The organism is Streptomyces sp. NPDC088254 (assembly GCF_044740925.1).
GTDB lineage: Bacteria > Actinomycetota > Actinomycetes > Streptomycetales > Streptomycetaceae > Streptomyces.
This window is the reverse complement of record NZ_JBIURQ010000008.1, coordinates 456,728-466,991: the sequence shown is the minus strand read 5'-3', so window position 1 is coordinate 466,991 and position 10,264 is coordinate 456,728. Positions and strand designations below refer to the sequence as shown.

The following is a 10,264-nucleotide window of genomic DNA, read 5'->3' as shown; positions in this document are numbered from 1 at the left end:
GCCCGGTTACATTCCGAACCCGGAAGCTAAGCCTCACAGCGCCGATGGTACTGCAGGGGGGACCCTGTGGGAGAGTAGGACGCCGCCGAACAATCTTTGGAAGGACCCCTGGTCCCAGCGTTCACGCTGGGACCAGGGGTCCTTTTTTATATGCTTGTGCAGTACCGAAGACAGGAGTCACCATGTCCACCAACTCTCCCGACGACCGACCGGAGCGCGACCAGCGGCGACGGGACGGTGGTGGCCGTGGCGATCGCGGTGAACGAGGTGGCTTCCGCCGCGACTTCGACCGCCGCGACAACGATCGGCGCGGCGGCGGCGACCGCCCCGGCGGCGACCGTGGTGGCAACGATCGCGGTGGCTACGGCCGCCGGGACGACAACCGCGGCGGATTCGGTCGGCGTGACGACCGGCGTGACGACCGCCGCGACGACCGGCGGGGCGACAGCCCGCGTGGCGGGTACGGCGATCGTGACCGTGGCGGCTACGGCCGGCGCGATGATCGCCGCGACGATCGTCGTGAAGGCGACCGGGGTTCCCGTCCGGCGTTCCAGCGCGACGACCGGGGTTCCCGTCCGGCGTTCCAGCGCGACGACCGGGGTTCCCGTCCGGCGTTCCAGCGCGACGACCGCGACCGCGGCTTCCGCCGTGACGAGCGGAGCGACCGTGGCGACCGGCCGGCCTTCCGGCGCGATGACCAGCGCAGCGGCTACGCACGGCGCGACGACCGTGGCGGTGACCGCGGCGGCTTCCGCCGTGACGACAGCCGCACCGGCGACCGGCGCGACGAGCGTCGGGACGACCGCCGCGACGATCGCGGTGTTTACGGCCGTCGCGACGACCGGGGCGGTGACCGTGGCTTCCGACGTGATGACCGCAGGGACGACCGCGGCGGCTTCCGCCGTGACGATAGGCGAGATGACCGTCGTGACGACCGCAGGGACGACCGTGGCGGCGATCGTGGTGGGTTCCGCCGCGACGACTCCCGCCCCGGCGGTGACCGTGGTGGGTTCCGCCGCGACGACAGCCGCCCCGGCGGTGACCGTGGTGGGTTCCGCCGCGACGACAGCCGCCCCGGTGGCGATCGTGGTGGGTTCCGCCGCGACGACAGCCGCCCCGGTGGCGATCGTGGTGGGTTCCGCCGCGACGACTCCCGCCCCGGCGGTGACCGCGGTGGCTTCCGCGGACGCGACGACCGCAGGGACGACCGCGGTGGCCGTGGTGGCCCCCGTCGTGACGACCGCGGCGGGCGACCGGGCGGCTTCCGTGGGCGTGACGACCGGCGCGACGACCGGCGGGACGACCGCCGTGGCGGTGGCCGGTTCCGTGACGAGCGGGACCGTGACCGCGACCGGGAGCCGATCAAGCGGCTGCCCATCCCGGAGGACGTCACCGGCGACGAGATCGACAAGGACGTGCGGCAGGAACTCCAGAGCCTGCCCAAGACGCTCGCCGAGGACGTCGCCAAGAACCTGGTGATGGTCGCGCGTCTCATCGACGAGGACCCCGAGGGCGCTTACGGGTACAGCAAGGTGGCGCTGCGGCTCGCGTCGCGCGTCGCCGCGGTGCGCGAAGCGGCCGGGTTCGCGGCGTACGCCAATCAGAAGTACAGCGAGGCGCTCGCCGAGTTCCGGGCGGCCCGGCGGATGACGGGCAGCGTGGAGCTGTGGCCGGTCATGGCCGACTGCGAGCGCGGGCTCGGGCGGCCGGAGAAGGCGCTGGACATGGCCGGAGCCCCCGAGGTGCACAAGCTCGACAAGGCCGCGCAGGTCGAGATGCGGCTCGTTGCGGCCGGCGCGCGGCGCGACATGGGGCAGGTGGACGCGGCGATCGTGACGCTGCAGAGCCCGGAGCTGGCCTCCCACTCCGTGCAGCCGTGGACCGCGCGACTGCGGTACGCGTACGCCGACGCACTGCTCGCCGCCGGGCGTGAGGGCGAGGCGCGGGAGTGGTTCGCCAAGGCCGTCGAGGCCGACCGGGACGGCAGCACGGACGCGTCCGACCGGCTGGCCGAGCTGGACGGCGTCGAGTTCGTCGACGCGCTCGACGAGGACGCGGTCAAGGACGAGCCGGCCGAGAGCGACGACGACGCTCAGAGCTGAGGCGCATGTGAAGTGAAGGGGCGGGACGCCGGTCGCCACGACCGGGGTCCCGCCCCTTTCGCGTACCGGGGGTCGGGAGAGCCCCGGCGTCAGAGGTCCAGTGCGCGCAGGACCAGGCCGGAGGCCGGCTTCGGGCCGAACGACGTGGACTTGCGGGGCATGGTGACGCCCTGGCGGGCGAGGTGGCGGACGACCTCCTCGCGGACCGGGTGCAGCAGGACGGCCGTACCGCCGTCGCGCTCCGCCTTCTCCACGGTGGCGGCAGTGTCGTGGATGTAGGCGATGCGGGCCGGGTCGTCCTCGGGGACGTGCCAGACATGGTGGAGGAGCGTCGAGTGCAGGACCGTCGCGTCCAGGGAGCGCCAGGCCGGCGGGCGGTCGGCGGGGACGGTCCGGGCGAGGACTTTCGGGTCCGGGCGGTCGAGGAGGTGGAAGGCCCCGTCGCCGGCCAGGAGGAAGGCGTTTCCCGCGGCGGCCGCGTCCGCCAGGGCGGTGAGCGCCTCCGGCAGCGCGACGTCCAGGCGGCGGACGCGGAACAGGCCGTCGACGGCGGCCAGGGCGTCGGAGACGGGCAGACCGTGCAGCAAGCGGTGGATGGCGCGGACGCGCAGCGGGTAGCGGAGCGTGTCGACGAGGAGGACCAGGCCGTGGTCCCAGGGGCTGGGGGAGGGGTGCTCCGCGCGTAGACGACGGTAGGTCGCCCAGCGGTGGTGGCCGTCGGCGATCAGGGCCTGGTGGGGGGCGAGGTCGGCCTGGACGCGGGCCAGTTGGTCCGGGTCGGTGATGGACCACAGGCGGTGGCTGTAGCCGTCCTCGGTGGTGGTGTGCAGGAGCGGGGGGCGCTCGGCGGTGCGGTCCACGACGTCCGCCGTCGCGCCGTCGCCGTGGTAGGTGAGCAGGAGCGGTTCGAGGTTGGCGTACGTGGCGCGCATGAGGGCGGCGCGGTCGGCGACGACGTGGGGCATGACGTCCTCGTGGGGGAGGACGACGCCGTCGGACGGTTCGGAGACGCGCAGGGCTCCGATGAGGCCGCGCTGGAGCATGCCGTCGGCGTGCCGCTGCTCGTAGACGTACAGGGCGGGTTCGGGATCGGGGGCCAGGACGCCGTCGGCGAGCCAGCCGCGGAGGGTCTTCGCGGCCTGTTCGTTGCGGACGGCCGGTGTGGTGGCCTGAGGGAGGATCAGCCGGACGATGTTGTGCGGATCCGCGTCCTGGAGCTGGTGCAGGCCGTCGGGGCGGACGACGACGTCGTACGGCGGGGACGTGACGGCGGCGAGACTGCCGACCCGGTCGGGGTCGTAGCGCAGGCCTCGGAACGGGGTGAGTTCCAGGCCTCGGGGCGCCGTTGCTTCCGAGTGACCTGCAGTGTTCATCCCGGCATCGTACGTGTGTCAGTGGCGTGCGCGATGATCGAGGGAACAGCGAGCGAACGAGGAGCGATGCGGAATGAGCCCGAGCGTCAGGACGAGGCCCGAGGCCAGTGGGCGGGCCCTGAGCGAGGCGTACGACACGGCGCTGCTCGATCTGGACGGGGTGGTGTACGCGGGCGGGAGCGCGATCGCGCACGCCGTCGAGTCGCTGGAGCGGGCTCGCGAGGGCGGGATGCGGCTCGCGTACGTCACCAACAACGCGCTGCGGACGCCCGACGCGGTGGCGGGGCATCTGACGGAACTGGGGATTCCGACGGAGGCCGGTGAGGTCATCACCTCGGCGCAGGCGGTGGCCCGGCTGATCAGCGAGCAGGTGCCCACGGGCGCGCGGGTGCTGGTGATCGGCGGGGAGGGGCTGCGGGTCGCGCTGCGGGAGCGCGGGCTGGTGCCGGTGGAGTCCGCCGACGACGACCCGGCGGCCGTGGTGCAGGGGTTCGGCGGCCCGGATCTGCCGTGGGGGCGTTTCGCCGAGGCGTCCTACGCGGTCGCGCGCGGGGTGCCGTGGTTCGCGTCCAACACCGATCTGACGATTCCCAGCGGGCGGGGGATCGCTCCGGGCAACGGGGCCGCGGTGGAAGTGGTGCGGATCGCGACCGGTGCCGAGCCGCAGGTCGCGGGGAAGCCGTTGCCCCCGATGCACCGGGAGACGATTCTGCGGACGGGCGCGGAGCGGCCGTTGGTGGTCGGCGACCGGCTGGACACCGACATCGAGGGCGCGTTCAACGGCGGGGTCGACTCGCTGCTGGTCCTCACCGGGGTGACGGACGGGGCGCAGCTTCTGGCCGCGCCGCCGCAGCACCGGCCGACGTATGTGGACGCCGATCTGCGGGGGGTGCTCACCGGACAGCCGGAGGTCACGGCGGACGGTGACGGTTTCCGGTGCGGCGGCTGGACGGCGACGGCGGACGGGGCGGTCGGCCAGGATGAGGGAGGCCGGGAGCGGGGGAGGCTGCGGCTGGACGGGGACGGCGAAGTCCTGGACGGGCTGCGGGCGTTGTGCGCGGCGGCGTGGACGTCGGCGGGCGAGGGTTCGTGCGGGCTCGATGCGGGGAAGGCGCTGGCACGGCTGGGTCTGTGAGACGGTCCGCGGCCCCGGCGGCGACCAGGCGGCCCGTCCGGGGCCGGCTGGTCGGCAGCGAGTCAGGCGTCCGGCCGGCGACCAGGTGGTAGGCGTCCGGCGCGTGACCGGGGATCGGGTGAGGTTGGGAGGGTAGGCTAACCTAACTGCGTGTTGGTCGACAGTGTTCCCGAACAGCGCGCGGAGACCGCCCCCGCGCCCCCAACCCGCCGGGCGATACGTGCCGTCGGACTGCTCGTCTCCGTCTCGGTCCTGCTGCTGGTGGCGGTGGCGAGCATCGCCATCGGCGCCAAGGAGCTGTCGATGGGGCAGGTCTGGCACGGCGTGTTCGAGGGCACGGGGACGTACGCGGACGTCGTCGTCGACGAGCGGCTGTCGCGGACCGCGCTGGGACTGCTGGCCGGGGCGGCGCTCGGGCTGGCCGGCACCGTGCTCCAGGCGCTCACCCGCAATCCGCTGGCCGACCCCGGTCTGCTCGGCATCAACGCGGGCGCTTCGGCCGCCGTGGTCACCGCCCTCACCTACTTCGGCGTCACCAGCCTGAGCGGCTATGTGTGGTTCGCGTTCCTCGGCGCGGCGGCGGTCGGGGCGCTGGTGTGGTTCCTCGGCGGCAGCCGCAACGCCACGCCGGTGCGGCTGGCGCTCGCCGGCACCGCGATCAGCGCCGCGCTGTTCGGCTACGTCCAGGCCGTGATGATCATGGATGAGGCGGCCCTCGCCAAGATGCGATTCTGGACGGTCGGTTCGCTGTCCTCGGCGACCGACGACACGATCCGGCAGGTGCTTCCCTTCATCGCGGTCGGCACACTGCTCTCGCTCGCCCTGGCCCGTCCGCTGAACGCGGTGGCCATGGGCGACGACACCGCCAGGGCGCTCGGCGCGCACCTCGGCCGGACCCGGGCGCTGTCGATGCTCGCAGCCACCGTGCTGTGCGGCGCGGCGACCGCCGCCTGCGGGCCGATCGTGTTCGTGGGGCTGATGGTCCCGCACGTCGTCCGCTCCTTCACCGGCCCCGATCTGCGCTGGATCATGCCGTACGCGGCGGTCCTTTCGCCGGTGCTGCTGCTCGGCTCCGATGTGATCGGGCGGGTCGTCGCCCGTCCGTCGGAGGTCCAGGTCGGCATCATCACCGCGATCATCGGCGGCCCGGTCTTCATCTTTCTCGTACGACGGCGGAGGACGGCCCAGCTGTGAAGAGCGCATCCCACACCGCACCGCGGGAACGAGAAACGGCCCGGCCCGGTCAGGCGGGCCGGGGCGCCCGGACGTCCCGCGCTGTCCGCGCGCTGCGCGGGCCCGGAGGGATCTCCCTGCGTGTGGACGTCCGTGCCCTGGCCGTCGTCGTGCTGCTGCTGCTCGCCGCGCTGACCGCGAGCGTGGTGCTGATCGGCACCGGCGACTTCCCGATCTCCACCGGGGACGTGCTGAAGACGCTGGCCGGGAACGGCACCGAGGGGCAGGAGTTCATCGTCACCGAGCTGCGGCTGCCTCGCGTCCTGGTCGGGCTGCTGGTCGGGGCCTCGCTGGGGCTCGGCGGCGCGGTGTTCCAGGCGGTGTCCCGCAATCCGCTGGGCAGCCCCGACGTGCTCGGCCTCGGGCAGGGTGCGACGGCCGGCGCGCTCGTGGTGATCGTGCTGCTGTCGGGCTCCGCCGGTCAGGTCGCCGCAGGCGCGCTGGCCGGTGGTCTGGTGACCGGCGCGGCCATCTATCTGCTCGCCTGGAAGCGGGGTGTGCACGGTTACCGGCTGGTGCTGGTCGGCATCGGCGTGTCGGCGATCGCCACCGCCGTGAACGGCTATCTGCTCACCAAGGCGGACCTCGTGGACGCGGCCCGCGCGGTGGTGTGGATGACCGGCTCGCTCGACGGCCGTGACTGGAAGCAGGTGTGGCCGCTGCTCGCGTTGTTCTGCGTGCTCGTTCCGCTCGTCCTCGCCAACGCGCGGGGCCTGCGGATGATGGAGATGGGAGACGACGTCTCCAACGCCCTCGGGGTCCGGGTGGAGCGCGTACGGCTGCTGCTGATGGTGGCCGCCGTCCTGCTCACCGCGTCCGCCACCGCCGCCGCCGGCCCCGTCGCCTTCGTCGCGCTCACCGCGCCGCAGCTCGCCCGCCGGCTGACCCGCTCGCCGGGACCCAACCTGGTGCCCTCCCTGTGCATGGGCGCCGCCCTGCTGGTCACCGCCGACTGGGCCGCCCAGCGGCTGTTCGGCGACGGACAGCTGCCCGTGGGCGTGGTCACCGGCGTCCTCGGTGGCGTCTACCTGCTGTGGCTGCTGGTCGCCGAGCGCCGGTCGGGCCGGATATGAGCCCCCGCACTCCCGCAGGCAGCGGGACGAACAACGCTAGGAGCACCGTGAACCGCCTGTCCGCCGAGAACGTCACCCTCGCCTACGACCAGCGCGTCATCGCCGAAGAACTGTCGGTGGAGATCCCCGACAACTCCTTCACCGTGATCGTCGGCCCCAACGCGTGCGGCAAGTCGACGCTCCTGCGGGCGCTGTCGCGGATGCTGAAGCCGAACGAGGGCCGGGTGCTGCTCGACGGGCAGGTCATCCAGTCGATGCCGGCGAAGAAGGTCGCGCGGACGCTGGGCCTGCTGCCGCAGTCCTCGATCGCGCCGGACGGCATCACCGTCGCCGACCTGGTGGGCCGGGGCCGCTATCCGCACCAGGGCGTCCTGCGCCAGTGGTCGGCGCAGGACGAGCGGGTCGTACGGGAGTCCATGGCGCGCACGGGCGTCGGTGAACTCGCCGACCGGTACGTCGACGAGCTGTCGGGCGGCCAGCGTCAGCGCGTGTGGATCGCGATGGCCCTCGCCCAGCAGACCCCGCTGCTCCTCCTCGACGAGCCGACCACCTTCCTCGACATCCAGCACCAGATCGACGTCCTCGACCTGTGCGCCGAGCTGCACGAGGAGCAGGGCCGCACCCTGGTCGCCGTCCTGCACGACCTCAACCACGCCGCGCGGTACGCCACGCACCTGATCGCGCTCAAGGGCGGCACGGTCGTCGCGCAGGGCGCGCCGGGCGACGTCGTCACCGCGGAGTCGGTGGAGGAGGTCTTCGGGCTGCGCTGCCAGGTCATCGACGACCCGGAGACGGGCACCCCGCTGGTGGTGCCGGCGGCGCGGAAGGCACGCGCGGGCGGTGTGACGAAGGTCGCGGCCGTCGAGACCTCCTGAGCCTGCTCGCGGGGGCGCCCGGGCGCCGGGTCGCTACAGGAGCTTCCTGAGGTGGAACAGGTCGCGCAGGCCCGCCTCCAGCCGCACCCGGCCCGAGCCCCACGCCTTCGCGAAGTTCAGCTCGCCGTCGACCAGGGCCACCAGATCGTCGCCGGTCATCGCCAGCCGGATCTGCGCCTTCTGCGGCGGCGCCCCCTGAAGGGTGTCCTCGACCTGTATGCGGCCGTCGGCCATGCGCCCCGTGAAGCTGACGTCCAGGTCGGTGACATGGCAGCTGACCGAGCGGTCCATGGCCGCGGCCTGCCGGACGTCGCCGTCGGCGTCCCGCATCTTGTCCGACAGCTTCTCCAGTGCCGTACGGCACTCCACGATCGTGGCCATAGCGCCCGACGGTACCTCAGCCGTTCGCGGTAGCGTCGAGGCATGAACGACTCAGCGCCGGACGACGAGGTCCCGCACGGCCCACCGGAGGGCGACCCGCGCGGCGGCGAGGCCGGCCCCGGCGCCCCCGCCCCGCTGCTCGTCCCCCGCACGCCCACCGGCCACGACGAGGTGGACGCCTGTCTGGACCGGCTCGCCGACGCCGACCACCTCGCCACCGACGGCCACGTCGAGGTGTACGAGGATGTCCACCGGGGACTGCGCGACGCGCTCACCGCGCTCGACGCCCCGCTTTGATCCACCGTACGGACAACACAGGAGCTGAACCGAACGTGGCAGGAGTCGCACGCCGTCGTCTGGACTCGGAGTTGGTGCGCAGGGGGCTCGCACGGTCGCGGGAGCACGCCGGCCAGCTGATCGCCGCGGGGCGGGTCACGGTCGGCAAGACCGTCGCGACCAAGCCGGCCACGCAGGTCGAGACGGCGGCTGCGATCGTCGTCGCGACCGACGCCGACGATCCCGACTACGTGTCACGCGGCGGGCACAAACTGGCCGGCGCGCTTGAGGCGTTCATGCCCCGGGGGCTCGTCGTCGAGGGGCGGCGGGCGCTGGACGCCGGCGCGTCCACCGGCGGTTTCACCGATGTGCTGCTGCGGTCGGGCGCCGCGCACGTCGTCGCCGTCGACGTCGGATACGGACAACTCGCCTGGTCCCTGCAGAGCGATGAACGCGTCACCGTCAAGGACCGTACGAACGTACGCGAGTTGACGCTCGAAGCGATCGATGGGGAGCCTGTGGATCTTGTCGTGGGGGACTTGTCCTTCATTCCGCTCGGGCTGGTGCTGCCGGCCCTGGCGCGGTGCACCAAGCCGGACGCCGACCTGGTGATGATGGTCAAGCCGCAGTTCGAGGTGGGTAAGGAACGGCTGGGCAGCGGGGGTGTCGTGCGCAGCCCGCAGCTGCGGGCTGAGGCGGTGCGGGGTGTGGCCGCGAAGGCGTGGGACCTCGGACTCGGGGCGGAGGGGGTCACCGCCAGTCCGCTGCCCGGGCCGTCGGGCAACGTGGAGTACTTCCTGTGGCTCCGGGCCGGGGCGCCCGCCCTGGACCCGGCCGATGTCGAGCGTGCAGTGGCGGAGGGGCCGCGTTGACACAGAACCGAGCGCGTACTGTTTTCCTGCTCGCCCACACGGGCCGGCCCGCGGCGATCCGCAGCGCGGAACTTGTGGTCAAGGGGCTGCTGCGGTCCGGCATCGTGGTCCGCGTCCTCGAGTACGAGGCCGCCGACCTGCCCCTGCCGAGCGAGGTGGAGCTGGTCTCCGAGGCCACCCCGCAGTGCCTGGAGGGCTGCGAGCTGCTCATCGTCCTCGGCGGCGACGGCACGCTGCTGCGCGGCGCGGAGTTCGCGCGGGCGTCCGGGGTGCCGATGCTCGGCGTGAATCTGGGCAGCGTCGGCTTCCTGGCCGAGGCCGAGCGCGACGACCTCGACAAGGTCGTCGACCGGGTGGTGTCGAAGGCGTACGAGGTCGAGGAGCGGATGACCGTCGACGTCGTCGTGCACCGCAACGGGGACATCGTGCACACCGACTGGGCGCTGAACGAGGCGGCGGTGCAGAAGGCCGGCGCGGAGAAGCTGCTCGAGGTCGTGCTGGAGATCGACGGGCGGCCGGTCACCGGCTTCGGGTGCGACGGCATCGTCCTGTCGACGCCGACCGGCTCCACGGCGTACGCGTTCTCGGCGGGCGGGCCGGTGGTGTGGCCCGAGGTCGAGGCGCTGCTGATGGTGCCGATCAGCGCCCACGCGCTGTTCGCCAAGCCACTGGTTACCTCGCCGAACTCGGTGCTCGCGGTCGAGCTGCTGCCGCACATCCCGCCGGGCGTGCTGTGGTGCGACGGACGGCGCACCTTCGAGCTGCCGCCGGGGGCCCGGGTGGAGGTGCGGCGCGGGTCGGTGCCGGTGCGGCTCGCCCGTCTGCACCACGCGTCGTTCACCGACCGCCTGGTGGCGAAGTTCGCGCTGCCGGTGGCCGGGTGGCGGGGGGCACGGCACTGAGCGGTTCACGGGCAGTGCGCTGAACTCCACTCACCCGGGTGA

At 73.1% G+C, this 10,264-nt stretch carries 10 protein-coding genes and 1 rRNA gene; 9 read left to right on the top strand and 2 right to left on the bottom strand.

From position 1 onward, the window contains the following. Together rrf and ACIOC0_RS25005 are read left to right on the top strand one after the other, a co-directional pair. Window positions 1-91, top strand: a 5S ribosomal RNA gene (gene rrf, locus ACIOC0_RS25010); the annotation flags it as partial. Window positions 92-1,370: 1,279 nt separating this feature from the next. Continuing rightward, the gene (locus ACIOC0_RS25005; RefSeq protein ID WP_402157679.1) at window positions 1,371-2,102 is read left to right on the top strand and encodes a hypothetical protein; all 732 of its coding nucleotides are present in this window, start codon (window positions 1,371-1,373) and stop codon (window positions 2,100-2,102) included. 89 nt (window positions 2,103-2,191) lie between these two features. Here ACIOC0_RS25005 and ACIOC0_RS25000 read toward each other — a convergent pair whose 3' ends face one another. After that, window positions 2,192-3,475, bottom strand: coding sequence for a DUF1015 family protein (locus ACIOC0_RS25000; protein ID WP_402157655.1), 1,284 nt, complete (start codon window positions 3,473-3,475; stop codon window positions 2,192-2,194). A 73-nt stretch (window positions 3,476-3,548) separates the two neighbouring features. Here ACIOC0_RS25000 and ACIOC0_RS24995 point away from each other — a divergent pair, with 73 nt between their 5' ends. The 4 genes from ACIOC0_RS24995 to ACIOC0_RS24980 all read left to right on the top strand — a co-directional run bounded on the left by ACIOC0_RS24995 (window position 3,549) and on the right by ACIOC0_RS24980 (window position 7,791). After that, on the top strand, window positions 3,549-4,610 hold the full coding sequence (locus ACIOC0_RS24995; protein WP_402157654.1) for an HAD-IIA family hydrolase: 1,062 nt from the start codon (window positions 3,549-3,551) through the stop codon (window positions 4,608-4,610). 150 nt (window positions 4,611-4,760) lie between these two features. Next, a complete protein-coding gene (locus ACIOC0_RS24990) occupies window positions 4,761-5,804 on the top strand; it encodes a FecCD family ABC transporter permease (protein ID WP_402157652.1) in 1,044 nt (347 codons plus the stop codon). A gap of 92 nt (window positions 5,805-5,896) precedes the next feature. Then, window positions 5,897-6,916 (top strand): FecCD family ABC transporter permease, encoded by a 1,020-nt coding sequence (locus ACIOC0_RS24985; protein ID WP_402157677.1) that lies wholly within the window; start codon window positions 5,897-5,899, stop codon window positions 6,914-6,916. Then, the gene (locus ACIOC0_RS24980; RefSeq protein ID WP_402157650.1) at window positions 6,913-7,791 is read left to right on the top strand and encodes an ABC transporter ATP-binding protein; all 879 of its coding nucleotides are present in this window, start codon (window positions 6,913-6,915) and stop codon (window positions 7,789-7,791) included. Before ACIOC0_RS24985 ends, ACIOC0_RS24980 begins: the two co-directional genes overlap by 4 nt. Window positions 7,792-7,824: 33 nt before the next feature. On the opposite strand, the gene ACIOC0_RS24975 is transcribed toward ACIOC0_RS24980, so the two are convergent. Beyond that, complete coding sequence (locus tag ACIOC0_RS24975) at window positions 7,825-8,172, bottom strand: SCP2 sterol-binding domain-containing protein (RefSeq protein WP_402157649.1); 348 nt, start codon at window positions 8,170-8,172, stop codon at window positions 7,825-7,827. A gap of 42 nt (window positions 8,173-8,214) precedes the next feature. Between ACIOC0_RS24975 and ACIOC0_RS24970 the strand changes: the two genes are divergently transcribed. From ACIOC0_RS24970 to ACIOC0_RS24960, 3 genes are read left to right on the top strand one after another with little or no spacing between them, the layout of a single operon-like run. After that, window positions 8,215-8,469: a hypothetical protein gene (locus ACIOC0_RS24970; RefSeq protein WP_402157647.1), complete on the top strand. Its 255-nt coding sequence runs from the start codon at window positions 8,215-8,217 to the stop codon at window positions 8,467-8,469. A gap of 35 nt (window positions 8,470-8,504) precedes the next feature. After that, on the top strand, window positions 8,505-9,320 hold the full coding sequence (locus ACIOC0_RS24965; protein ID WP_130443971.1) for a TlyA family RNA methyltransferase: 816 nt from the start codon (window positions 8,505-8,507) through the stop codon (window positions 9,318-9,320). Further along, the gene (locus tag ACIOC0_RS24960) at window positions 9,317-10,222 is read left to right on the top strand and encodes an NAD kinase (RefSeq protein WP_130443973.1); all 906 of its coding nucleotides are present in this window, start codon (window positions 9,317-9,319) and stop codon (window positions 10,220-10,222) included. The genes ACIOC0_RS24965 and ACIOC0_RS24960 overlap by 4 nt, the downstream gene beginning before the upstream one ends. The last annotated feature ends 42 nt before the right edge of the window (window positions 10,223-10,264 follow it).

What these genes read in the sequence shown, in the direction of transcription:
- ACIOC0_RS25000 (WP_402157655.1), bottom strand. Translation starts at nt 3,475, where the DNA reads ATGAACACTGCAGGTCACTCGGAAGCAACGGCGCCCCGAGGCCTGGAA.
- ACIOC0_RS24995 (WP_402157654.1), top strand. Translation starts at nt 3,549, where the DNA reads ATGAGCCCGAGCGTCAGGACGAGGCCCGAGGCCAGTGGGCGGGCCCTG.
- ACIOC0_RS24980 (WP_402157650.1), top strand. Translation starts at nt 6,913, where the DNA reads ATGAGCCCCCGCACTCCCGCAGGCAGCGGGACGAACAACGCTAGGAGC.
- ACIOC0_RS24975 (WP_402157649.1), bottom strand. Translation starts at nt 8,172, where the DNA reads ATGGCCACGATCGTGGAGTGCCGTACGGCACTGGAGAAGCTGTCGGAC.
- ACIOC0_RS24970 (WP_402157647.1), top strand. Translation starts at nt 8,215, where the DNA reads ATGAACGACTCAGCGCCGGACGACGAGGTCCCGCACGGCCCACCGGAG.